The sequence below is a fragment of the Alteromonas naphthalenivorans genome (assembly GCF_000213655.1).
GTDB classification, from domain to species: Bacteria; Pseudomonadota; Gammaproteobacteria; order Enterobacterales; family Alteromonadaceae; genus Alteromonas; species Alteromonas naphthalenivorans.
Genome location: NC_015554.1, coordinates 1,820,288 through 1,845,160, shown reverse-complemented (window position 1 = coordinate 1,845,160; position 24,873 = coordinate 1,820,288). Strand labels below are relative to the sequence as shown.

The following is a 24,873-nucleotide window of genomic DNA, read 5'->3' as shown; positions in this document are numbered from 1 at the left end:
TATTGCATCATGATTATTCGGTATGCATTTTATTACTGCTCAATTAAATTCTTACAATACGGCCCCTATTCTCATACTAATTTCGGTCTTAAGTTATTTATTTTATATTCCTAAAGGATAAATTTTAAGCACCTGCTCCGATTCACTAAATAAATTTCATGCCGTGTTTTTTTTACTTCTCTTCCGAATTAAGTTATTAGCCTCTTCATAAAAGTAGCATGGTATATCCTTGTGGCTATTTGATAAATTTGCGTAATTAAACTCAGGGGGAGCTTCACTAGGATCTATTTCCTTAAAATCACTTATAATTTTGTTTTGCTGTTTTGTATCTGAAAAACTTAAAATATGTACGCTGATATCAGCAAGTTTTTGTAACGCTAATAGCGCCCCCTTTAAATCACCGTCGCCATATAAATTTGCACTATTACGTTCAAACTCTAACTCAAGGTTAGTTGTAGGTTTTATCAGACGACAGCAAAGTTCTTTTTCGGTGTTATGGAGAACCTGTGCGATTTGTATGAATACTTCGACTATTTGACCTTTGTCGGTCGAAGACAACTGAGTAATTAAACTATAGATTAACCCAAAATTTGCATCTAAAACATCTTCAAATGAGTTGTCTACCGTAAACGTTGGAATTCCAGACTCACTCTTTGGAAAAACTTTGTGGTGTAACTCTCTAGATCTTATTATGACATCGTCATTTATGATATTTTCTATATGCTTTTCAAATAGCTCAATATGACGATGATAGTTTGTAAAGTCGTTTTGGGCAGAGAGCAAATTTATACTTTTTTTAGTTTGTTCTGAACGGTGATTTGTTGCATATAGAGCAAGAAGAGGGATAAGTGTTGCTAGGATAGCCAAGGGAAATTTAAACATTAAAAATAAATTGTTGAATCCATTATATGTAAAGTCTAAGTATAAATCGTATTGGAATGAACTAACTATGCTTATGGTAAGCAATAAAACGATAAATAGAAAAATCACACACACACATGTTTTCTTAACTATAGCTAATTGAAAGAAACTTTGGTTTGCGGGAAATGCATCCAATAACTTGTCAAACAAAATAAAAACCTCCAATAATGAAACCAAATATTTAAACAATTTTTAAAATTATACTGAAAAATATCTCTGGTAAACAAGCTATTTGCAATCTTTCTCAATAAACAATGGGCTATTGGCGTCAATAGCATTGATGAAATCTGTAATAATTTTGCTATTAATTACAATATTTGGGTTAGTTTTTCAAAGCCGCATTTTCTATTTCTAATATAATTATGCGTTCTAACATTCTTAACAACTGCTTGCGGTTTTCTCTTTGTATTTTAGTCAGGTTTTTATTTAATAAAGTCACATCTTCTTCTGATAAAGATACTTCAACACTTTCGGTAATATTCGCGTTGTGTACAAATTGTTTGTAATGACTAACGCTGTTTTCTATTGCAGTATCTATTAAATGTTGCGAACAGCCAACTAGCTTGCCAGTAATATACGTTGCAATAACTTTTCTTACTTCTGCTAAACATGTAGGAAACGCTATAACATTTTCTACATGTTGTTTTATGTCATCACTTTCAATTGTGCTCACTAAACGCTACCTTCAATCTACATATAATCCGCGTATTGAAATCTATTATTTGGTTTTAATAGAACATTGCTGAATTCCTAAATTCAGTAAATAAAAGAATCTATGGCTTAGCTTCTTTTATTGTTTAAGCTATTCACTACTGCACTTAACATTTCTTTATCGCCGTCATGAATTAACGCTTTCATACTGCGTTCATAAGCTTCTTTAGCATGTTTAGTTGCAGCTTTACAAATATCATCATTGCTTGTTTTTGCAATGGCATCTAACGTCTTTTGTATTCTTATAGAGACTTCAATCATGGATGCACCATCTCGTGCTAAACCTGTGAATGCGTCATCAAACATATCGGCCGTACTCATGTCAGGTACGGTTACTTTATCGTATTTAATATCACCAATGTCATCGCATTTTTCTTTGTGCGCCCACTGAATAAACAGCCGAGCATAACTGCCAAGAATACTGATGGCGGTACCTGGGTCGTTTACTGAAGGTGAAAGCGCGCGGGATGCTATTTCTGATAGCACGACCAATCCATATCTAGGATCGGCTTCAAATGACCGTTCGCTGCCAATTTGAAATGCTGAAAGCAGTGCTGATTTATCGCTGGCTTTACTGCTGCTGTCATCCTCGGAGTTTTTCGGTTTAAAGCTCTCGATGTAGCACAGCGGTTTATCCGGTGTGCAAAATTGTCCGGGTAGCATGGCGATATGAACTTGAGTGTCTCGTTCTTCAGCCCACGCTTGTACTTTTGCCATATCAACCATTTGTACATAGCCAATACTATCAGTTGTTAGTGTTTGGTATTTTGAGGGATCACCGCCCTGCTCTTTCACACTGTTCGGCTGCGGCTTACCGCCGAGCCTGGGCGTCGATAATCGATGGTTAATAGCACGCATGGCGGCATCTTCAACTTTTTGTACCGTAGAGCCCACACGGCCGAGTCTCGCGACACTGTCTACCCACCGGATAAACGTAAGAATGACAATCACAAAGACGAGACAGGTAAGACAAAAAAGAAGAAATATTCCAGCGTCTTCGAAGAAATTGTTAATTGATGCGGTTATGGCGACGACGCTAAAGATAAACGCGCCTACAAAAGTAGACAGCGCATTTTGTGAGGCATCATCTGAGATGATTAAACTTACCGAACGTGGCGTCGATGACCTGCTAGCAGATGCATAGGCACTTACCATAGTGCCTGCCGAGAAAGTCGCTATGACCAGCATGCTCGATGCCATAATGGATAGCAGTGTTTCTACTGAGGATTGATCGACTTTAGGTAGATGTTCAGCGAGTGCGGTGCCGTCTGCCAGTTTTGAGGCGAACACCGCAGCGATAGACAATACGCATAGTGATAAAGGCTTTACCCACAGTTTTTCCTTGAAGCTAAAAAGTAAAAAACGAAATCTATCTACTGAAATAGGCGCATCCATTAATTCGTGTCCTTTCTTTTATTATAATTATAGTAAGAAGTTTCTATTTCATACGTTTGTTTCCGGCACAACGTTTAGAACAATACACTACGTTATCCCAATTCTTCTCCCATTTCTTACGCCAAGTGAATAGTCTGTTGCACACGGGGCACATTTTGCTTGGTAAATCAGACTTCTTCATTTTCAGATAATTTAGTTAAAAAAATTGTCACGCTGTCTTTCATTGCGTTTATATTTTCATCTTTCATGCGGCCATGAGTTTTATACATCATTGCCATTCTTGGATTACCGCTTAGCTTTTCTTTATGCTTATCGATAAAATGCCAGTATAAGTAATTGAACGGGCAAGCCTTAGGACCTGTTTTTTTACTAACTTGATAACCGCAGTTTTTGCAGTAGTTCGACATTTTATTAATATAGCTACCACTGGCGACATAAGGTTTGCTCGCGAGTTGACCGCCATCACTGTATAAGGCCATGCCTGCTACATTTGGTAGTTCTACCCATTCATACGCATCTGCATAAACCAGCAAGTACCATTGTTGAACTTCTTCGGGTGACAACCCCGTTAAAAGACAGAAATTCCCCAGCACCATTAATCGCTGTATATGATGAGCATACGCGTTTGCTTGTGTTTCCTTTATGCATTGGCGCATGCAGTTCATGTTGGTTTGGCCATTCCAAAAGAAATCGGGGAGTGAGCGATTATGGTTGAAATAATTATCGCTCTTAAGGCTTGGCATAAAGTGCCAATAAAACCCTCTAACAAATTCCCGCCACCCCAGTATTTGGCGAATAAAACCTTCAACCGAGTTAAGCGGCGCAGTGCCCGCGTAATAAGCCGATTCCGCAGCATCAATGGCTTCTTTCGGGCTAAGCAAACCACAATTTAAATAAAACGCGATATGGGAGTGATATAACCAAGGTTTGCCTTCAACCATGGCATCTTGGTATTGGCCAAAATGGGGTAACCGTTCTTCTATGAAGTCGCTAAGCACCGTTAGCGCATCGTCGCGGGTAACGGCAAAGTGAAATGGGCTAATGTCACCAAAATGATCGCTAAACTCCTTTTCAACTAAATCAATAACGTCTTGGGTAATAGCGTCTATCTTGAATTGCGTGTGGGTCGGCACATTAGTACCCGCCGGCATAGGCTCTCGGTTTTGCGCGTCGTAATTCCACTTCCCACCAATAGGGCTTTTATCTTCCATCAAGATGCCATGTTTTCTTCGCATCTCTCGGTAGAAAAATTCCATACGCAATTGTTTTCTATCATGTGCCCAATCACTAAATTCTTTGGGGCTGGCGAGAAAACGAGCGTCGTTGATTATGCTGACAGGCACACCTAAGGATTGCTCCCATTGCTGCATGCTTTTCAGTAAACGATATTCGCCAGGTGATGTCACTTTGACATTATCAAAGTCGCCGCTCGCTAGCGTATATTTAACTTGTTCGAGCAAACTGCCTTGGTTTGACTCATCGTTATATTCAATATAGTTGACGTTAAAATTATCTTCTTTCAACGCTTTTGCGAAATGTCGCATGGCACTAAAGAGGAAAACAATTTTCTTTTTGTGATGCTTTACGTAAGTAGCTTCCTCACGTACTTCTGCCATAAGCACGGTATCTTGCACTTTTTTTGCGTTTTCTAAAACAGGCAGGTTGCGAGTAAGCTGATCACCTAAAATAAGTATTAAAGACGCCATGGGTACCCTACTCTTTTAAAGCCTGAAAGGCATCTAAAGCACGCTGTCTCGATGCTTTTAAATCTACGATAGGTTTAGGATAAGTATCCCCTAAATGTACTCCTGCATCTTTAGCAATGACCGGCGGCGCATCCCAAGGCTTATGTATGTATTTATCAGGAAGGTCGGCAAGTTCAGGGCAGTACTTCCTGACGTACTTTCCTTGTTTATCAAATTTTTCTCCCTGTAATAACGGGTTAAAAATTCTGAAATAGGGTGCAGCGTCAGCGCCTGTGCCTGCTACCCACTGCCACCCAGCAGTATTACTGGCTAAATCCGCGTCTACTAGGCAGTCCCAAAACCAACGTTCGCCTTCTTGCCAACTAATAAGAAGGTTTTTAACCAAGAACGACCCTACAATCATACGTACACGGTTGTGCATATACCCGGTTTGCCACAGCTCTCGCATACCCGCGTCAACAATAGGGATGCCAGTTTGCCCTGTTTGCCACGCTTTAAGCGATTTTGCATCACTGCGCCAATTGAACTTATCAAATTTGTCATTAAAATTTTTGGTCGGTATGGTTGGAAAATGGTAAAGCAAGTAATAGCTAAACTCGCGCCAGCCCAACTCACTGAGATAAGTATCTATGCTTTTATCTTCACTGGTTTCAAACCTGTCTTTAATGGCATACCAGACTTGATTAGGCGACACTTCGCCAAAATGCAGATGAGGTGACAGGTGAGAAGTCCCATTCATTGACGGAATATCACGGGCATCTTTATATTTGCGGGCAGCGTGCTGGATAAAATATTGCAAATTGTCAGCGGCCCCGTCTTCACCTGGTTTCCAGTGATTTTTAAAATCACTGTCCCAACCGAGGGACGGAAGTAAGTTGAGATCGTCTATATTGCAAGAGTGGTTAGCCTTAGTAATTTTACTATCATCAACATCGGCGTATGTAATTCGTGCTGGCGGTGCTTGAGGATAGCGTGGAGGCTCAACGTTCAAACAACCTTTTCTATAATATGGGGTGAAAACTCGGTATGGCGTGCCGTCTTTTTTGAGCACCTTCATCGGCTCCCACAGCAAGCTACCATTACTGCTGTGCGCCTCATAGTCATTGTCTAAAAGCTGCTTTTTTATCGCTTTATCTCGATTAATTTGCCAAGGCTCATAACAGCGATTCCAATAGATTCCCTTCGCTTCATAGGCTTCCATTAATGCAGGGATAAGCGCTTTAGGATCGCCTTTAAATACTTTTAGGTGACCATTCAATCTGTCGTTCAGTGAATTCAATGAATGATGTAACCACCAATTACTCGCGCCTCCTAATGCTCTTCCATCGGTCGCATTATCATCGTAAATGTAAATCGGGATTATTTTTCCTTCATCACAAGCGGCATTTAACGCGGGGTTATCTTTTACTCTAAGGTCCTGTCTGAACCACATTATCGACACTGGCACTGTCACTTTTAACCCTTTTATTGAACAATACATGAACGCTTAAACATGCACATGACACGATAATCGCAAAAAGCAGGATCCGTCTACCCCGAATAAATGTATAAGGGAGGGAACCCTATGATACTGGATAATCATGTGATGCGTGATACAACTAGACCTACGAGAGGCCTGTTTTGGTTTCGCCACGACTTGCGTTTTCACGACCAAGTGGCGCTATCATCGCTTTGTCAGCAGGTAGACGAATTGACCCTGCTTTACATAATTGATGACAGCTGGTTTGTACCAAATTCTTACGGTATTCAACCCGTTGGTGAGCACCGTTTTAATTTTCTTATAGATACAATAGAAGCATTAAACGAAAAAGCGAGCACTTTGGGTCACTCTATTTTGACTTTAAGAGGCCAGACACCAGAACTACTGGTCTCGTTACTCTCATCAAATGCCTTTACTCACTTTGGGGTGACCGAGCACGGTGGCTATAACGAGCGCAGAGAAGTCGAGGCGGTTTCTCGTTTTTTCCCCAATATCGAAATAGTAACTGGCGAATCTAGTTCACTGTTTAATCAGGATGATCTCCCTTTTAATCTTGAAGTCATGCCGGATGTCTTTACCCCTTTTAAGCGTAAAATTGAGTCTGCAATAAAGCCGCGTGAACCTATGGCAACGTTAACCGCATTGCCTAGGTCTTATACGCCAGATATAGACGCAGAATGCCAATATACGCTTAACCGTCGACCTCCTCGTAATCAAGCAGAAGGTACATTCGTTGGAGGCGAAGACGCGGTTCTCTCTCACTTAAACAGTTATTTGTTCGAATGGAAAGTGGCTGCGAGCTATAAAGAAACACGAAACGCGTTAGATAATTGGCGCGATAGTACAAAACTATCGCCTTGGTTAGCCACAGGTGCGCTCTCGGCGCGGTACGTTATTCAAGAAGTGAAAAAGTACGAACAAAACGTAGTTAAAAATGATTCAACCTATTGGATTTATTTTGAGTTGCTTTGGCGTGAATATTTTTACTGGCTTCAACAAAAGTTTGGGTCAAAATGGTTTCAGCTTGAAGGTATCAAGTCAAAATTACCCAATACTAGTCACGACCCTCAAGTATTTGTCGGATGGTGCAACGGACAAACCGGATACCCTATTGTGGATGCGTGTATGCGTCAACTGGCTTCTACGGGGTACTTATCTAATCGAGGTCGACAATTGGTGGCAAGTTGTTTGGTGAATGAACTCAGGCAAGATTGGCGCTATGGCGCGGCTTGGTTTGAAAGCCAGTTGTTGGATTATGATGTGGCTAGCAATTGGGGGAATTGGTTGTACCTGGCAGGCGTAGGTACAGACCCCCGAGAGAACAGGCAATTTAACTTGCAGAAGCAAACCGAAATTTACGATCCGAAAGGTGAGTTCTGTGCGAAATGGCTAGATTAACACCTTTATTGGTTACGTTAACATGCCCACTAACTAGCCCCTTTTTCAAGTTATGCGTAGCCTACGGGAAGCCAATATACCCATTTTGGTTACGTGTAACCGCGCGAAGCGTAGTAAAAATGGGTTATCGGTTGTTTTTACGTAACCACTCATTAAGCAATTTAATTTGGCCACATTTGTAAGCGGCATACATCAAACGTACTGAGTTAGACACGGCTTCACTATCACTCCACCCTGTTTTCTCTCTAATTTCATCGTAGCAAAGCTTGGCTTCTGGAGAAACGTAGCCTCTCACAAGCTTTTTCCCTGCATCTCGTTGACGTTCTCGAAAGCGGCGCTGCTTATCAGCATTCGCTTTTGCCTTCTCTTTTATTGTGCTGTTTTTCGTATTTTCTGTCATAGTAATCACTAGCTCGTTAGTAATTCGAGTTTAACACGCGTTTTTATTTAGAAAAATGACTGTTCGGAGTTGTTTAGCTTACAAGTGTTCGCTAAATTAGCACCGCGAATTTAAAAAACAACGAGTTGGGAATGTCAGACAGAAAAAATAGTTTTAACAAAGAAGATTTATTAGCATGCAGCCGCGGTGAAATGTTCGGCCCAGGTAACAGCCAATTACCCGCGCCTAACATGCTAATGATGGATCGTGTCGTTTCTATTACTGAAGATGGCGGTGAACATGGGAAAGGCGAAATAATTGCTGAGTTAGACATTACGCCAGATCTTTGGTTTTTCGATTGTCACTTCCCAGGTGACCCTGTAATGCCTGGTTGCTTGGGTTTAGATGCCATGTGGCAGCTGGTCGGATTTTTCTTAGGCTGGTGTGATGGGCCAGGTAAAGGTCGTGCTCTTGGCGTGGGCGAGGTGAAATTCACAGGCCAAATACTGCCTACTGCCAAAAAAGTGAATTACAAAATCACCATGAAGCGTGTTATCAAACGTAAGCTTTTCATGGGAATGGCGGATGGTTCTGTTGAAGTAGATGGTAGAGAAATCTACGTCGCGAAAGATCTTAAAGTAGGTTTGTTCCAAGACACATCTAACTTCTAGGGCAATAACAGCGTCAAAACGATAAAAGCCCCATTACTGGGGCTTTTTCATTGCTTAATCACTTTCTAAGAGAGAAGACGTTATTTAACACTAAGACCTACGTGCCTGTCTTCTACCGCCTCGCGCCAGCCTCCTAACCATTCCGACCGAGCGTCATTCTGTTGAAAAGGACAAATATCCTTTGAACGACCGCTAATACCAGCTTGATACCCTTTTGAATGGGCGCGTGTCAGTTTATCTCTTTTTTGTCTTTTCATTGATTAGCCTCTTTAACTTTGTAGGATGTGCTACAAATTCTCTCTCGGGCCCAATACATCGTTTTTCAATTGATAGTGGCGGAAAAGTCATTGTGCACACTACTGTGATAGTGCAATGTGCAAAATGGTTCAACATAATTATTGTAAAGAGAGCATTGACATTTGGTAATACAATGAAAAATAGATGAATTTTATATTACACTTTTTGGGCATATATATTTCAATTTTTAAATCTTTTAGCAATAAAAAAGGCCGCTAGAAACGAGCGGCCTTTGAAAAATAACTAAAAGTAGAGCGAATTGATTATTTCTTCAATTTGCGACGGAAAATGGCTAGAAAACTCAGTGCCATTAAACCAAATAAGCCCGTAGATGCCCCGCTACGCTCGAAGCTATCATCAACTTCTTCACCGTCGTCATCAATACTACAATCGTCAATTGAGCCACCAGTCGGTGATAATTTCACAGCAACAATAGAATCAATCTCTATGGTTTCACCTTCAGTGCTAATTACGTCAACACCGGTAACATATTTACTTGTAGATCGAATACGTGCATTAGCGATAATCTCATCGTTATCGTTAATATCGATAGCTTCTAGCAACGTGTATTCACTGTCACACGGCGTTAAGTCGTTTAAATCAAGAAACTCTTCAGTATCAATATCGAACATGAAAGCATGTGTCTCACGAACAGTATCGGATGTCGCATCGTAGTCTGACTTACCTACAATAATATTATTATTATTGATGGCATTTGCTTGAACACCGGTAGTCGCAAAGAAACCATCTGGGTACAATTGCTCAGTGGTATCTAAGTTGTATGCGAACAAACGAGAACGCGCGATATCACTCGACTCACGTAGCACTGCACCTGCTACCCAGTTGTTATCGTTAATCGCCATCGCTTGGCTAAGTAAATTTTCTTCTCGAGGAAGCAACTCTTCGGTTTCACCATCTCTAAATACGGTAGCGACACGTTCGCTCTCATTCAAACCTGAAGAGTTAGGACGTGTAATAGTAACCGCATCACCCGTTAATGCTTCACCTACTGCAATACCTTGCTCATTAATATCATAGGCATAAGAAAAGTAATGTGAGGTGTCATCTTCTTCAGGCGTGAAAAGCAACGGGAATGTATCAGTGCTTATCACATCACCGTTAACATCTAATTGCCAAATAGTTGCATTGACTTCCGATGAAAGTACGAAAGCAGGTAAATAGTTGGTAGAGTTTGTCACGAAATAGCTAGAAATACGGGGTACGTTGAAATCACCGCCGTAAATGCTATAGAAACAGCGGCCTTCCGGCAAATCACCTCGGGTTTCATCGTCTTCACAGGTTTCTACTGCTTCATCAACCGTATCTAAGAAGCTTACAGTGCTGAAGCCAGCCACTTGCAGATTTTGATTAACTGCGCGAGCTGAAGAGAAGCCACCTAAGGTATCATCAACCGCTGGAATAATTTTAGTGCCACTTGTGGTTTGAACAAACGCTTGCTGTGGCAACTCAGAGTAAGTGTAATTGATGGTGTCGCCATCTTCGTTTTCGTATTCGTCCAGAACAACAACACCTGGAGAATCACCTACAATAAAGTTACCACTTACGCTGTCTCTGCCGCCAGCTTCTACAGACTGTGTGTAATCGTCGAACTTGTCGGTAACTTCGTCTAAGCCTGGCACCAAACTAATGTCAGTGGTATCAGTTAAGTAGGTTCTATAGCTCGCTAACTTTTGGCCCGTAGAAGCGGTTTGATTAGATAAAAGGTAGTTAACAACTAAAGTGTAGTCGGCGTCAGTGAAGACACCCTGCAACGCATCATCTTCATCTTCAAACGAACCAGAATAACTGGTAAAGAAACTGGTGTCTTCTTCTAGCTGTTCTACGTCAACAGGCGGGTTAAATTCCAACTGCACCATTGATAACATTTTTCCAGTGTTATCAATAGAACGAGCGTAGTTATTTTGACCAACATCCTGTAAAGGAAGTGGTGTTACTGTGTAGGTTTCGGCCATTGCCGAAACACTACCTGTTGCCAACAGAACGGCGACGGCAAGCTGAGTTCGTTTCATCTAAAATCCTATTTACTACTGATTATCTTCCAGCATACTTTCTAATTCATCCCAGCGCGCATATTTCTGGGATAAGGCTTGTTCTTTCTCTGCTAATAGAGCTAAGGTTTTCGCAGTTTCATCGTTCCCTTTTTTAAAGAATTCAGGGTCGTTAACTAGCAACTGCATTTCCGCTAATTCATTTTCATACTGCTCAATATCTGCAGGCAGCGATTCAAGTTCTCGTTGATCTTTATATGATAACTTTTTCGTCTTACGGGGAGAAGACTTAGCACTAGGACTATTCGAACTTAAATTAGTTTCATTCTTTACTTTGGCTTTTTCGTCTTTAATGATTTGCTGACGTTTAGCGTTCTGATCTTTGTACCAGCTCTCTACATCAGTGAAGCCTCCAATAAACTCCCGTAAAAAGCCTTCGCCTTCAAATACGACACAACTATTGGCGACGTTATCGACAAACTCCCTATCATGACTTACCAGCAAAACCGTGCCAGCATATTCATTCAACAAGGTTTCAAGCATCTCTAGTGTTTCAACGTCGAGATCGTTTGTTGGTTCATCAAGTACTAGCAAGTTACTGGGTTTGAGCATTAGCTTAGCAAGCATCAGTCTGTTTTTCTCACCACCAGAAAGTGATTTAACCGGCGCATTAACGCGCTCCGGTGAAAACAAATAATCTTGCAGATAACTAATAACATGCCTTGGGTGGCCGTTAACCATTAGGTCACGTTTACCATCACCTACAGCATCAATCACTGTTTGTTCCAAATCTAAACCGTGGCGATGTTGGTCAAAGTAAGCCACTTCAAGGTTAGTACCTTGCTTACAATTGCCGTTATCGGGTGTTATTTCACCTAATAACAACTTAATCAGCGTACTTTTACCGCTACCATTCGGTCCAACAAGGGCAAGTTTATCGCCACGTAGTACATTAAGGTTTAATCCCTTCACAATTTGATTACCGCCAATGGCGTAATCTAAATCGGTGACTTCAAACACCATCTTGCCCGAGCGCGTGCCCTGGTGCTGACTTACCACCGCGTTACCTTGTACTGCACGTCTGGCTTTACGTTCGTCACGCAGCTTTTTCAATGCACGTACACGGCCTTCGTTACGGGTACGACGGGCTTTTATACCTTGGCGTATCCATACCTCTTCTTGCGCAAGTTTCTTATCAAACTCGGCGTTATGCGCAGCTTCTACTTCAAGATCTTGCTGCTTTTTCTCTAGGTAGGTTTCGTAGTTGCCTGGGTAACTGGTTAATCCACCACGGTCTAAATCCACAATACGGGTTGCCATATTTCGGATAAACGCCCTATCGTGACTTACAAATACAATAGCGCCGTTGTAATTAGATAAACTACTTTCCAACCAGCGAATCATTTCGATATCTAAGTGGTTGGTGGGTTCGTCAAGCAACAGCAAATCAGGTGAACGAACCAATGCGCGTGCAAGTGCCGCTTTACGTCGCCAGCCACCTGATAAAGTAGACAATGAAATATCAGGCTCTAGTTTAAGCATGGTGAGCGTTTGTTCTATTTGTTGCTCAAATTGCCATGCATCACGAGCTTCCAAGGTTTCCTGCAAAGTTTGCAGACGATTTAAATTAGCTTCACTAGGGTCTTCAGTCACTAACTTAGTCTGGTGATGATAGGCTTTTATGGTGTCGCCTACATCTGCTAACCCTTCAGCAACGTAATCAAAAAGGGTCACATCTGTGGTTTGCGGCGGATCTTGCTCTAATCGAGCAATTATCGTGTCGCTTTCTATAATGCGCTGTCCGTCATCGGCTATCACATCACCTGAAATCACCTTCATTAAGGTGGATTTACCACTGCCATTTCGGCCTACTAAACACACACGCTCTTTGGGTTGAACGATCAGTTCAACACCATCTAATAAAGGAGGGTTACCGTAGATAACAGTGATGTTCTTTAACTGCAAAATACTCACTGTAAGAATGTCTCCAATGCGTTGGTATCAAATGGCCAGCCAATTTCGGCGCCATTGTCTTCCCGTTTTAATACAGGAATACGAGCACCGTATAAATGATACAAGTCGGTGCTATTACGAATATTTACTTTCTCGACGTTTAACGAAGAAAACTGCTGCGTATTAGCCAACTCAATGTCGGCTAAATCACACAAGCTACACTGAGGCCCCGTGTAAAACACTATTTTCATAAAGCTTCTCTTGATAACGCTTCTTTTGGTAACGCTTCCTTTGATAACGAAAGGATCCAGCACTTATGGATGTTTGCACGGCGGGAAAAGTCTTCTGGAATGGTTTCTTGGGTAATATTTTCAATACTAAAACCAAGCTCCTGCAACGCCTCTTCATCTAACTTAAAGCCACGTTTATTGTTAGAGAAAATTAACGTACCGCCTTCATTTAGGCAGTTTCTGGCATTCGTTAGCATGGTAATATGGTCGCGCTGAACATCCCATGTGCTTTGCATACGTTTAGAGTTTGAAAACGAAGGTGGGTCGATAAAAATTAAGTCGTACTTACCTTTATGATCGGCTAACCAGGTTGTGCAATCAGCTTGAACAAAAGCATGTGGGCCATTTAGCTTATTAAGCGCCACATTCTTTTTTGCCCAATCTAGATAGGTGTTAGACATATCAACGGTAGTTACTGATTTTGCGCCACCTTTGGCTGCAAACACAGATACACTGCCGGTGTAAGCAAACAGGTTGAGCACGTCTTTACCCTTTGAAAGCTGCATAACTTTTTGACGGGTGTTTCTATGATCTAGAAATAGCCCCGTATCTAAGTAGTCAGTCAAGTTCACCAATAGGCGCGCACCGTTTTCGTAAACTTCCATCATGGTGCCAGACTGGTTAATTTTTTCGTACTGCTTAGTCCCTTTTTGCTGGCTGCGTACTTTAAGCACAATTTGCTTAGGCGAAACACCCGTCACGCCAGGCAAATAAAGCAGTACTTCTTGCAAGCGTTTACGGGCTTTGTCTTCCGACACCGTTTTAGGTGGCGCGTATTCTTGAACTACCAACCAATCGCCGTACCTATCAATTGCTACGTTGTAATCGGGCAAGTCGGCATCGTAAATTCGGTAACAGTTGGTATCAACCTTGTTGATCCAACCTTTCATTTTCTTAAGATTTTTCTTTAAGCGATTAGCAAATTCGTGATTCGACGCATCTTCAGAAAATTGAACCGTGTTTTCTTCGCTTAACACATAATTTACTAAGCGGCACTCTAGCTTACCGTTGTTCATGCCGTAGTCTTTAGTTGCACGTAATTTTAATACACGCAATAAGTCACGGTTGCTGCTAAGCAGTGAAACGTGCCAACCTTTCCAAGCTTCTTTAAAGCGCTTACCCCATTCGCTGAAAAGCGGAATAAGAGCAGTTAGTTCACCTAAACGTTCACCGTAAGGTGGGTTAGACACCATATAACCTGGGGTCGCAACCGGCGGTGACGATTTAGTGGCATCTTGATTGCTGAATTTAATATCGTTAAAAACGCCAGCATAATCAGCATTGTCTTTGGCAATGGCAATCATTCTGCGGTTGTAATCAGCAGCAAAGATTTCGCTTTTACTTTCTGTTTGGTTCGCAATAGCATCATTTACCAACGAATCCCAATATGCAGCATCGTGGCTTAACCATTTACTAAAGCCCCAATATTCACGCTTTATGCCAGGGGCAATATTACGCGCCATGAAGGCCGCTTCTATGGCAATTGTGCCCGAACCGCACATCATGTCAGCAAGGGGCTTGTCCATGTTTTCGGTCCAGCCACTGCGCATTAGCATGGCACAGGCAATATGTTCTTTAAGTGGTGCATCACCGGTTTCTTGACGATATGAACGTTGGTGCAAACTTGCACCAGCCATATCAAGACCAATAATTACATTGTCTCGTTGAAGTCTGGCGTATACAGGGAAATCTGGCATTTTACGCTCAACCGACGGGCGAGCTTGGCCTTCTTCTACGAACTGGTCGACAATAGCATCTTTAATTCTAACCGCGCCGAACTGCGTGTTCTTAATTTCGTAGTTGGTACCAATAAATTGCACTGACAACGTATGGCGAGATTCCATATGCATCTGCCAATCAATATCCATGGCGGTCTTATACAACTCTTCAGCATTACCTGCCTTTCCTGTGCCTAAGATCCAAATAACGCGGTTGGCTAAACGGGACCAAAGGCAAAGTTTATAAGCGTCTTCTTTGCTTCCTTCAAATTGCAACATGCCCGGAGACTGTTTAATTTCTGCATCTGGGCATAAATTGAGTATTTCTTGCTTAAGGAGTTCGTCAAGACCGCGGCTGGTTGTTGCCAGAATAGTATTCATTCAATTACCTGATAGAGCGTGTGTTTATTGACACACGCTTGAGTGTATAAAACTGTAATGTGTCGCTTTCGCTAATTATAGCGCTTTTACAATGCGTTTAACGAGGTCGGGCCCCTGATAGATGAACGCAGAGTATACCTGAACTAACGATGCTCCTGCATCTAAACGTGCTTTTGCGGTCTCAGGAGAATCGATACCGCCCACACCTATGATAGGGATTGCTCTATCAAGGGCACTTGATAGCTTTTTCGTTACATTTAAGCTCATGTCGGTTAAGACAGAACCGCTCAGCCCACCCATTTCATCAGCATGCTTCAACCCTTGAACAGCTTCACGGGACAGTGTGGTATTGGTAGCGATAACGCCATCCATTTTGCTAGACAGTAACGATTGAGCAATACTTTGTATTTCGCCATCTGATAAATCCGGTGCAATTTTTATAAATAGCGGTACGTATTTACCGTGAGTTTGAGTTAGGGTTTCTTGCGCAGCTTTAAGGCCTACTAGTAACGCATCTAGCGCTTCACCATACTGAAGGTTTCTAAGCCCAGGGGTATTGGGTGAAGAAATATTGATAGTCACATAACTGGCGTAGGGGTAAACCTTGTTCAAACAAATAAGGTAATCATCAAGTGCTTTCGCATCATCAGTATCTTTATTTTTACCAATGTTGATACCAATGGGGCCTTTAAACTGGGCTTTTTTCACTTGAGACACTAAGTGATCAACGCCTTTGTTGTTAAAACCCATACGGTTAATGATGGCCTGTTTTTCAGGAATGCGGAATAATCGAGGTTTAGGGTTACCCGCTTGCGGGCGTGGTGTAACCGTCCCAATTTCTACGAAACCAAACCCCATTTCAGCAAATGCATCTATGCAATCACCGTTTTTGTCTAGGCCTGCCGCCAAACCCACAGGATTATCAAAGGTTATACCTGCAATCGTCACTGGCTTTTTGATTGTCGTGGTGCTGTAAGCCCACTTCAACGGCGTGTGTTGCGTTTTATTTAACCAGTTGATAGTAAAGTCATGGCTTTTTTCAGGTTCGCATTGAAGCAACAGTTTTTGCACTAATGATTGCATAGGTGTTTGTTTTCGCTTGTATTTGGTATAAAAAAGCCCTGTTTCACAGGGCTTCGTCATTTTTGATAGCGTGTATTCTAATGGCTAGACTTCACGCTTAAAAGCATCAATTCACGTAATGCGACAGAAAATTTCGCAAATTCGTGGGTCGTGCTGGTCTTAAACTCTGACATCATATGATACCAGCGCTTCAACAGCACTTGATTGCTCTGCATCCAATCTTCCAATATTTTGTCTGCATCGCTAGCCTCTGGGTTTATTTGAAGAAGATTAGCGGTAATTGAACGCTGCTGCCAATCCAATTCTTCACGGTAAGACGCGCGGGCTAGTGCTTGCCAATGGTTGCTGACTGCTTGATTGTTAATTTGATCTAAGAACCAATGCAATTCAAGTTTAGACCCTAGCTGGAAGTATAGGCGCGCAACAACATCAACGTTACGTTTTTCAGCTGCAACCACGTGTGCTAAATCGAAACTTGAAAACATATTAGAGAAGCTGGCCACTTGGTACGCAATATCCTTCGGTACATCTTGCGACACATAGGTACTTGTTTTCTCTTCTAGCAGTGAGTACTCGGCTTCTACTAAATAATTCTGTAGATTCTTAGATAAGTTATTGAAGGTTTCACGATAGCACGCAATGGCCTCTTCAATAGACAAGGCTTTATTGCCATGCCTAATGTACCAGCGTGCGGCGCGGCGCATAATGCGGCGAGCTTCATCTAGCATCTTAAGCTGTAGCTTAGCAGAAATAACGTTATCTAGGTCTTCAATACGGCTCCATAGCGTTTCCATATCAAAAATACCGTGCACGATAGCGTAAGCATTAGCAACGTCATCAACGCTCGCGCCGGTTTCTTCCTGAATACGGAACATAAAATTAAGGCCCATATCGTTAACCATATTGTTGGTTAATTTAGTGGCAATAATCTCGCTTCTAAGTGGATGCTGCTGCATATGTGTACTGAATTTTTCACGTAATACTTCAGGAAAAGCTTGAAGCAGCAATTTACCGTGATAAGGGTTATCAGTGATTTCAGGAATATTCAGTGCATCTTTTAACACCATTTTTCCATAGGCGATTAAGACACTAAGTTCAGGTCGAGTAAGACCACGATCTGATGCCACTCTATCCGAAATTTCATCATCACTAGGAATGAACTCAAGCTCTCTGTTAAGTTGCCCTTCACGCTCTAAGCCGTGAATAAAGCGAAGCTGTTCTTTCAATAGGCTGACGCCTGACATCTCAGTAATCGAGATAGATTGAGTTTGGCGGTAACAATCTTTAATCACAATACGGGATACGTCGTCGGTCATATCGTGCAGTAAGTTGTTGCGCTGTTTAACCGTAAGTTCACCGTCGTTAACCACACTGTTAAGCAAGATTTTGATATTAACTTCGTTATCGGAGCAATCTACACCCCCTACGTTATCAATAAAGTCAGTGTTTACGCGGCCACCGGACGCTGCATACTCAATTCTACCTAACTGTGTTAAGCCTAAGTTACCGCCCTCACCTACAATTTTGGCTTGCACGTCTTTGCCGTTTAACCGCAAATCGTCATTGGCTCTGTCGCCCACTTCAGCATGAGACTCTTTAGAGCTCTTAACGTAAGTCCCGATGCCACCATTCCAAAGCAAATCCACGGGCATTTTTAAAATATTATGGATAAGTTCGTTTGGCGTCATCGACATTTGACGGGTGCCTAACCACTTTTTCATTTCTGGGGTTAGCTTTATCGATTTCGCGGAACGGCTGAAGATACCGCCACCTTTTGAAATCAATGCTGAATCGTAATCTTCCCAACTTAACCGTGGGTTTTCGAACAACCTAGTGCGCTCTTTATAACTTGCAGCTGCATCGGGGTCTGGGTCGAAGAAAATGTGTAAATGGTTAAACGCCGATATTAACTTGGTGTGCTTAGATAAAAGCATGCCGTTACCGAATACATCTCCCGCCATATCACCCACACCTACCGCAGTGAAGTCTGTGGTTTGGCAATCGATACCAATTTCACGGAAGTGACGTTTAACAGACTCCCAACCACCACGAGCAGTGATACCCATTTTCTTATGGTCATAACCGACACTGCCACCTGAGGCAAAAGCATCACCTAACCAAAAGCCAAATTCATAAGCAATACCATTAGCGATATCAGAGAAAGTCGCGGTGCCTTTATCGGCCGCCACAACTAGATACGGGTCATCTTCATCTAGTCGCACCACATCTTTAGGCGGTACTATTTCTCCGTTTACAATGTTGTCAGTGATATCAAGCAAACTGGTAATAAAGGTGCGATAGCACGCTTGGCCTTCTGCTTGTATAGCTTCTCTACCTTCGCCAACAGGTAGTTTCTTACAAACAAAACCACCTTTCGCGCCAACAGGCACAATAACCGTATTTTTTACTTGCTGTGCTTTTACTAAGCCTAAGATTTCTGTACGGAAATCTTCTTGGCGGTCAGACCAACGAAGCCCACCACGGGCTACTTTTCCGCCACGTAAATGCACACCCTCTAAACGTGGGCTATATACAAAAATTTCAAATTTAGGCAGTGGCAATGGCATATCAGGAATCATTTCAGGCAGCATCTTAAATGACACATAAGATTTTTCATTGCCTGCTTCATCGGGCTGATAGAAGTTAGTGCGAAGGGTTGCCGACATCATATCTAAATAACGACGAATAATTCTATCGTCATCTAAGTTACTCACGCTGTCTAACTGGGTTTTAATGTTATCAAGTAACGCTTCTTCTTTCTTCGCACTACGTTTTTTCTTCGGATTAATGCGCTGATCGAAAAACTCCACTAACAAGCGGGCAATATCAGGGTAATTCGCCAAGGTGTTCGCAATGTAATCACGACTGAATGAACTGCCGGTTTGACGCATGTATTTTGCGTACGCACGTAAAATAGTGACTTTACGACCCGTTAAATTAGCACCCAAAATCAAACGGTTGAATGCATCATCTTCTAAATCGTTATTCCATACTTTCGCAAAAGCATCTTGGAATAATGTCTGTGCGCGCTCCATATCAAAGTGTTGGCCACTTTTATGTAACATGGTGAAATCCATCACCCAGTTTCTTAAACCATCTGGACAAGTGATTTTATATGGGCTTTCATCAATGACGCGTAAACCAAAGTTTTCAAGCATCGGCAGTACGTCGGAAAGATGGATAGGTTCAGCGCGGTGGAACAATTTAAGTTTCACTATCTGGCTGTCAGATTGCTCTTCTTGAGGACGATAAAACAGCATGTCGAGAGTATGATCATCATCTAACTGTTCAATTTTACCAATATCAACAAGGGCATCACCCGGTAAGTTCTGTTCCATATAGCTACGTGAAAACGCATTACCATATTTGCGCTCAAGGGCTTTACCTTGCGCTTCACCGTGTGCCGCTGAAATAGAGGAAGCTAATCGATCGCTCCACGTCTTAGTTAGCTCAATAATATTACGTTCTATTTCCTTCACATCAAATTCCGCGTTGTTGTCGTTGACCCTGGCAATGTAATGCGTGCGCGCATACACAGATTCAGAAAAGAACGTAGTAAATTCAACTTCTTCTTTAGCACCTAACGACGCTTTCAGTAGCGCTTGAGTATCTACACGTAGTTGTGTGTTGTAACGCTCACGAGGAACAAATACCATACACGAGAAGAAGCGTCCAAATACATCTTTGCGAATAAATAAGCGTGAAATACCCCGCTCTTGCATCTGGAATATACCCATCACGATTTGGGCTAATTCTTCCGCTGGTGTTTGCAGTAGCTCATCACGAGGATAGGTTTCTACAATATTAACGAAGGCTTTAAAGGCATGAGTACCCGGTTCATAGCCAGATAAATCGCAAATACGCTGAATCTTTTCGCTCAGCATAGGGAGTTGCGTCACACTTTGATTATAGAAAGACGCAGAATAAAGGCCAAGAAAACGGTGCTCACCCACAACTTGCCCGTCCTTGTTGAATGCTTTTACGCCAACATAATCCATGTAAGCAGGACGATGAACGCGAGCACGAGAGTTGGTTTTGGTCAAAATCAACGGACTTTGGCTTAGTGCTTCTGCTCTTGCACTGGCTGGCAGTTTCGACAACAGACGTTCTCTGTCGTTAATTGAGTTTTTCAATAACCCTAAACTTGTATCGTTAGAGGGTATCCAGCGATGGTCGCCTTCTATAGCCTTCACTTCGTAATAACGATAGCCCATCATGGTAAAGTTGTGATCGCTTAACCATTGCAAATAAGCTTTAGTTTGTTTCTTTTCATCAGCAGACCCAGGCCAGTTTAGTTTCGTACTGTCTTTAACCACGGTTTTTAACTTAGTGGTCATTTCTTGCCAGTCTTTAACCGCCAACGACACTTCGTCTACCACTGAGTGTAATTCTTTCGTTAATTCATCAATATCTTTTTTCGCACTTTGATGGTCAACCTCAATAAATATTACGGTTTCTTTTCTGGTATTTTCCACTGCCTTGCCAGGCTCAGCAAATTCCACCACTTGGTTTTTATCATTTCGTTTTATTCTAATTGGGCTATGCAAAAACCAATGTGCGGTTATATTTAACCGGTTGAGTGACATACGAACCGAATCGACAAGAAACGGCATGTCTCTAACAATTATTTCAACAATGGTATGGCTTGAGTGCCAGCCATGTTTTTCGATTTCTGGGTTGAAAACACGAATGTAGGGTGCTGAATTATCAAATTTAGCAAGCCCATTCCATAAGCTTAAAGTGGCGCCATATAAATCGCTGTCATTGCGATCTTCTAAGTCATCACTTGAGATATTTTTATACAACAGGCGTCCGAATTGCTGCACGAGTGACTTCTGCTGGGCATCCACCTTTTTTTCAATGAGTGCAAATACATTATCTAGCAGTACTGAGTGTCGCTGTGAGGTGACTGTCATTAGTTAACCTTATAAATGTCGTAAGTGCTAAGTTGCGCGGCTATTTTCGCTAAAACTGAGAGGTATTGAAAGCCCCTTTTTAACCTAATATTAACAGCATAGATAACTATGCAAAAAACGCATACAAAAAAGGGCCTTACGGCCCTTTTTTATGATTAGCTATGCAAAAATATTATGCACCGGGGTCGTTTCGATTCCACCACAAGAATCTCGCTAGCGCTGGAAGTACGATAATTGCTCCTAACATATTCACCACGAACATAAAGGTCAACAAAATACCCATATCCATTTGGAATTTAAGTGAAGAGAATACCCAAGTACTCACACCTATTGCCAGTGTAATACCGGTGAATAACACCGCACTACCACGCTCTTTAAGTGCAGCCAAATAAGCTTCTTGCACTGTGGCACCTTGTTTAAGCATAAGGCTCTTGGTCGACAAGATATAAATACCATAATCAACACCGATACCTACGCCTAGTGCAATAACCGGCAAGGTTGATACCGTAAGGCCTATTTGCAAATACGTCATTAGCGCTTGTGCTAATACTGAGACAACATACAGCGGAATAACCACTACTAATGTTGCACGTATAGAGCGGAAGCTAATTAAGCATAGGGCAATAACGGCACCAAAGACATAAACCATCATTGGATCTTGTGCAGCCTCTACTGCTTCGTTCGTCGCCGCCATCACCCCTACTGGGCCTGACGCTAGACTAAACGACATATCATCAGTCTCATATTCACTACGGAAGTCTTTTACTGCATCTACCACACGAGAAATGGTTTCTGCCTTGTGATCTTCCATAAACAGAATAATCGGCATGACAGAACAATCACCATTCAATAGGCCCGATGAGGTAGGCACACGGGAAATAGCTTGCACCAAGGTTTGTTGATTGCGAGGTAATACCTGCCATTTAACATTCCCTTCGTTGTAACCCGCGTTCACTATCTTAGCCACTGAAGCTAATGATACAGCAGATTGTACACCTGGAACGTTCTCCATCTTCCACTGGAAATCATCCATCGCTTTCATTACGCCGTGAGACGTACAAGCTTCAGGCGTGGTTTCTACCAGAATAGAGATGTAATCCACCGTGACTTCATACTTGTCAGTAATCAAGAAGGTATCTTGGTTATAACGTGAAGACTCATGAAGCGCTGGTGCGCCGGCATGCAAATCACCTATCTTCATGTTTTGTGCTTGGTAATGCCCAAAACCGAACAATATGGCGGTAACAATAAGAATAATGGCTGCTGGTTTTTTCCGTGAACACGCAGAAATAATAGCCCAAAAGCGAGAGTTACTATTTTCTTTGCCTGCAAACTTATCAACGTACTTCTTATCAAGTTTTAAGAAGCTCATGAGCACCGGTAACAGCATTAGGTTGGTTAAAATAATAACGGCAACACCCATACTTGCTGTAATAGCCAGCTCACGGATGATACCTATATCGATAACCAATAAGGTCATGAACCCGACGGTGTCAGAAAGTAATGCTATACCACCTGGTACCAACAAGCTTCTGAACGCGGCCATAGACGCGCGTTTTGCCCCTATACCTGTTACCGCACGCTTTTCTACCGCGTTAATCATTTGTACGCCATGACTTACACCAATAGCGAAAACTAAGAACGGCACCAGAATAGACATAGGGTCCATACCAAAGCCTAACGAAGTCAATAGACCAAGCTGCCATATAACGGCAATCACTGAACACAGTAGTGGCAATATAGTAAGCATGACACTGCGAGAGAAGAAGTACACCATGACGGCCGTTATCGCGATAGCGATGGCGAAAAACAATAGTACGTCTTTAGCGCCGTCGGCCACATCACCAATCATCTTGGCAAACCCGATAATATGAATAGAAATATTTTCGTTTTCATATTGACCGCGAAGTTGCTCTTCAAGCTCAGCCGCTAACGCAAGTGTATTTAACGGCTCACCCGTTTGTGGGTCGATATCCAGTAACTGCGCGGTCACCATGGCACAGCTGTAGTCGCTGGCTACTTGACGACCAACAATATTGGCTTTTTCAATATTCGCAGCCACTAAATCTAATGCAGCTGGGTTTGCTGAATTAAAGTCTGCTGGAATAACCGGCCCGCCAGCAAATCCGCCCTCTACAATTTCAGTAAAGCGGGTAGAAGGAGAAAACAATGAAATAACGAGAGAACGGTTCACACCATTTATGAAAAATAGTTGGTCGTGTACATTCTTTAACGTATCGAAAAAGTTCTGATTGAATATATCGTCGTTCTTATCACAAACAGAAACTAAGATATTGTTCGCACCACCGAAGTCTTGGCGATGTTCAATATAGGTTTTCATGTACTCATGATTAAGCGGAATATTTTTTTCAAAACCAGCATCAAGTCGCATTTGCGATGCTTGAAAGCCTAAAAAAACCGTCGCGATAGCAAAAAGGGCTACCACTAATTTACGGTTAGAGAAAACAAGATGTTCAATGAAATGGGTCATAAAAGCGAAACCACCCTACTTTGTATTTAGCGTTTTTATACCATTCGCGGTAACAGCTATGGTGTGGCCATTAAAGCTAACGGCATTTAACATGGCAGCTTTATCTTCAACCTGCGTCACTGTAATACCTTTTGCAGGCTCACAGTTTGCTGGGTTAGCGTATGGGTCGTGATCACTGACGGGAAGCGGACGAGTGGCTGACACCATCATACCGTTGTTACCCATGGCAACAACCGTGTCGTTATCGGACAGTAAAATTGAATTTAAGGTACTTGTTGAACAAGAATTTACGTATTCCCATTCACCTTGGTCACGCAGAACAAAAATATTTCCGCGAAGACCTACAGCCAGTAACGTTGATTCATCAAGCGCTCTAATATCGAAAAATGAGCCAGTGTAATCAACTTCAAAACGTTCCCAGTTTTTCCCCATATCGTCGCTGCTAGCTAATAAACCCGCTTCTCCAGCAAGGTATAGCTTTTCGCCATCGCGTGTTACGCGATTTAAATGAGGTAAAATAGATTCTAATTCTTGCTGATAGAAGGCTTCGTCTTCTTCTCTAACACTTTCCAAATATTCACGATCGTATGGGTCTAGTAAACTGGCATGGCGCTCGGTTTCCCAGCTTTTTCCGCCATCGGTGGTACGGTAGAAAAGGCCGTACGCGCCAGCAGCAATACCGTGACTTTCATCAAAAAATAGAACATCTAAAAATGGGCGCTGTAGTTCAGGCTGAACATTCTGAATTTCCCAGCTTTGGCCCTTGTCTGAAGAATGAATAATAGTGGCATCATGGCCTACAGCCCAAATATGATTGCCCACCACGGTTGTCGCAGTGAGTGTAGCTTGGGTAGGCACAGCAACTTGATTAAAAGCCGTTCCATCTTCTGAAATAAGAATATGACCGCGTTCTCCGACAACAACGACAAATTTATCAGCGTCAATATCAAGCAAAACTGACTGTTCAACTAAGGGTGCAATATAGGCATCTTCCGCTGAAGCAGTAACGGAGTAATTTGCTGCGAGTGCTGCAGTTATGCACGCTGCAATGGTTTTTTTCATGATTAACCATTC

Annotated in this window: 18 protein-coding genes; 2 read left to right on the top strand and 16 right to left on the bottom strand. The window is 42.2% G+C overall.

What is annotated here, in order from left to right; genetic code table 11:
- Positions 1–156 precede the first annotated feature (156 nt).
- The 6 genes from AMBT_RS07920 to AMBT_RS07900 all read right to left on the bottom strand — a co-directional run bounded on the left by AMBT_RS07920 (position 157) and on the right by AMBT_RS07900 (position 6,186).
- Positions 157–1,071: a hypothetical protein gene (locus AMBT_RS07920; RefSeq protein WP_013784095.1), complete on the bottom strand. Its 915-nt coding sequence runs from the start codon at positions 1,069–1,071 to the stop codon at positions 157–159.
- Between the two features lie 172 nt (positions 1,072–1,243).
- Positions 1,244–1,594: a hypothetical protein gene (locus AMBT_RS07915; protein ID WP_013784094.1), complete on the bottom strand. Its 351-nt coding sequence runs from the start codon at positions 1,592–1,594 to the stop codon at positions 1,244–1,246.
- Between the two features lie 107 nt (positions 1,595–1,701).
- Positions 1,702–3,027, bottom strand: coding sequence for a DUF2254 domain-containing protein (locus AMBT_RS07910; RefSeq protein WP_013784093.1), 1,326 nt, complete (start codon positions 3,025–3,027; stop codon positions 1,702–1,704).
- A 43-nt stretch (positions 3,028–3,070) separates the two neighbouring features.
- Entirely contained in the window at positions 3,071–3,208 is a 138-nt protein-coding gene (locus AMBT_RS22155; RefSeq protein ID WP_013784092.1) for a DUF2256 domain-containing protein, read from the bottom strand.
- Complete coding sequence (locus AMBT_RS07905) at positions 3,195–4,733, bottom strand: cryptochrome/photolyase family protein (RefSeq protein ID WP_013784091.1); 1,539 nt, start codon at positions 4,731–4,733, stop codon at positions 3,195–3,197. The genes AMBT_RS22155 and AMBT_RS07905 overlap by 14 nt, the downstream gene beginning before the upstream one ends.
- A 7-nt stretch (positions 4,734–4,740) precedes the next feature.
- Complete coding sequence (locus AMBT_RS07900) at positions 4,741–6,186, bottom strand: cryptochrome/photolyase family protein (RefSeq protein ID WP_041452523.1); 1,446 nt, start codon at positions 6,184–6,186, stop codon at positions 4,741–4,743.
- Between the two features lie 111 nt (positions 6,187–6,297).
- Between AMBT_RS07900 and AMBT_RS07895 the strand changes: the two genes are divergently transcribed.
- Positions 6,298–7,611, top strand: coding sequence for a DASH family cryptochrome (locus AMBT_RS07895; RefSeq protein ID WP_013784089.1), 1,314 nt, complete (start codon positions 6,298–6,300; stop codon positions 7,609–7,611).
- A 124-nt stretch (positions 7,612–7,735) separates the two neighbouring features.
- Here the strand turns inward: AMBT_RS07895 and AMBT_RS07890 are convergent, their stop codons facing one another.
- Complete coding sequence (locus AMBT_RS07890; RefSeq protein ID WP_013784088.1) at positions 7,736–8,011, bottom strand: hypothetical protein; 276 nt, start codon at positions 8,009–8,011, stop codon at positions 7,736–7,738.
- Positions 8,012–8,142: 131 nt separating this feature from the next.
- On the opposite strand from AMBT_RS07890, the gene fabA reads away from it, so the two are divergent.
- Positions 8,143–8,661 carry a bifunctional 3-hydroxydecanoyl-ACP dehydratase/trans-2-decenoyl-ACP isomerase gene (gene fabA, locus AMBT_RS07885; protein WP_013784087.1) on the top strand — a complete coding sequence of 173 codons (519 nt, stop codon included), beginning with the start codon at positions 8,143–8,145 and terminating at the stop codon, positions 8,659–8,661.
- Between the two features lie 80 nt (positions 8,662–8,741).
- Here fabA and rmf read toward each other — a convergent pair whose 3' ends face one another.
- The 9 genes from rmf to AMBT_RS07840 all read right to left on the bottom strand — a co-directional run bounded on the left by rmf (position 8,742) and on the right by AMBT_RS07840 (position 24,861).
- Positions 8,742–8,918, bottom strand: coding sequence for a ribosome modulation factor (gene rmf / locus AMBT_RS07880; protein WP_013784086.1), 177 nt, complete (start codon positions 8,916–8,918; stop codon positions 8,742–8,744).
- A gap of 303 nt (positions 8,919–9,221) precedes the next feature.
- Entirely contained in the window at positions 9,222–10,988 is a 1,767-nt protein-coding gene (locus AMBT_RS07875; protein WP_013784085.1) for a DUF3466 family protein, read from the bottom strand.
- A gap of 15 nt (positions 10,989–11,003) precedes the next feature.
- Positions 11,004–12,941, bottom strand: a complete 1,938-nt coding sequence (gene uup / locus AMBT_RS07870) for an ATP-binding cassette ATPase Uup (RefSeq protein WP_013784084.1) — start codon at positions 12,939–12,941, stop codon at positions 11,004–11,006.
- A complete protein-coding gene (locus AMBT_RS07865) occupies positions 12,938–13,171 on the bottom strand; it encodes a glutaredoxin family protein (RefSeq protein ID WP_013784083.1) in 234 nt (77 codons plus the stop codon). Before AMBT_RS07865 ends, uup begins: the two co-directional genes overlap by 4 nt.
- The gene (gene rlmKL, locus AMBT_RS07860; RefSeq protein ID WP_013784082.1) at positions 13,168–15,309 is read right to left on the bottom strand and encodes a bifunctional 23S rRNA (guanine(2069)-N(7))-methyltransferase RlmK/23S rRNA (guanine(2445)-N(2))-methyltransferase RlmL; all 2,142 of its coding nucleotides are present in this window, start codon (positions 15,307–15,309) and stop codon (positions 13,168–13,170) included. The genes AMBT_RS07865 and rlmKL overlap by 4 nt, the downstream gene beginning before the upstream one ends.
- Before the next feature lie 75 nt (positions 15,310–15,384).
- The gene (pyrD, locus tag AMBT_RS07855) at positions 15,385–16,392 is read right to left on the bottom strand and encodes a quinone-dependent dihydroorotate dehydrogenase (RefSeq protein ID WP_041452863.1); all 1,008 of its coding nucleotides are present in this window, start codon (positions 16,390–16,392) and stop codon (positions 15,385–15,387) included.
- Between the two features lie 77 nt (positions 16,393–16,469).
- Positions 16,470–21,308 (bottom strand): NAD-glutamate dehydrogenase, encoded by a 4,839-nt coding sequence (locus AMBT_RS07850; RefSeq protein ID WP_013784080.1) that lies wholly within the window; start codon positions 21,306–21,308, stop codon positions 16,470–16,472.
- A 172-nt stretch (positions 21,309–21,480) separates the two neighbouring features.
- The gene (locus tag AMBT_RS07845) at positions 21,481–23,799 is read right to left on the bottom strand and encodes an efflux RND transporter permease subunit (protein WP_013784079.1); all 2,319 of its coding nucleotides are present in this window, start codon (positions 23,797–23,799) and stop codon (positions 21,481–21,483) included.
- Positions 23,800–23,814: 15 nt separating this feature from the next.
- Positions 23,815–24,861: a WD40/YVTN/BNR-like repeat-containing protein gene (locus AMBT_RS07840; protein ID WP_013784078.1), complete on the bottom strand. Its 1,047-nt coding sequence runs from the start codon at positions 24,859–24,861 to the stop codon at positions 23,815–23,817.
- Positions 24,862–24,873: the final 12 nt, after the last annotated feature.

Bases quoted from the DNA above. Each gene is read 5' to 3' on its own strand.
- AMBT_RS07910 (WP_013784093.1), bottom strand. From the start codon at position 3,027: ATGGATGCGCCTATTTCAGTAGATAGATTTCGTTTTTTACTTTTTAGC.
- AMBT_RS22155 (WP_013784092.1), bottom strand. From the start codon at position 3,208: ATGAAGAAGTCTGATTTACCAAGCAAAATGTGCCCCGTGTGCAACAGA.
- AMBT_RS07905 (WP_013784091.1), bottom strand. From the start codon at position 4,733: ATGGCGTCTTTAATACTTATTTTAGGTGATCAGCTTACTCGCAACCTG.
- AMBT_RS07895 (WP_013784089.1), top strand. From the start codon at position 6,298: ATGATACTGGATAATCATGTGATGCGTGATACAACTAGACCTACGAGA.
- AMBT_RS07890 (WP_013784088.1), bottom strand. From the start codon at position 8,011: ATGACAGAAAATACGAAAAACAGCACAATAAAAGAGAAGGCAAAAGCG.
- fabA (WP_013784087.1), top strand. From the start codon at position 8,143: ATGTCAGACAGAAAAAATAGTTTTAACAAAGAAGATTTATTAGCATGC.
- rmf (WP_013784086.1), bottom strand. From the start codon at position 8,918: ATGAAAAGACAAAAAAGAGATAAACTGACACGCGCCCATTCAAAAGGG.
- AMBT_RS07875 (WP_013784085.1), bottom strand. From the start codon at position 10,988: ATGAAACGAACTCAGCTTGCCGTCGCCGTTCTGTTGGCAACAGGTAGT.
- AMBT_RS07865 (WP_013784083.1), bottom strand. From the start codon at position 13,171: ATGAAAATAGTGTTTTACACGGGGCCTCAGTGTAGCTTGTGTGATTTA.
- rlmKL (WP_013784082.1), bottom strand. From the start codon at position 15,309: ATGAATACTATTCTGGCAACAACCAGCCGCGGTCTTGACGAACTCCTT.
- pyrD (WP_041452863.1), bottom strand. From the start codon at position 16,392: ATGCAATCATTAGTGCAAAAACTGTTGCTTCAATGCGAACCTGAAAAA.
- AMBT_RS07850 (WP_013784080.1), bottom strand. From the start codon at position 21,308: ATGACAGTCACCTCACAGCGACACTCAGTACTGCTAGATAATGTATTT.
- AMBT_RS07845 (WP_013784079.1), bottom strand. From the start codon at position 23,799: ATGACCCATTTCATTGAACATCTTGTTTTCTCTAACCGTAAATTAGTG.
- AMBT_RS07840 (WP_013784078.1), bottom strand. From the start codon at position 24,861: ATGAAAAAAACCATTGCAGCGTGCATAACTGCAGCACTCGCAGCAAAT.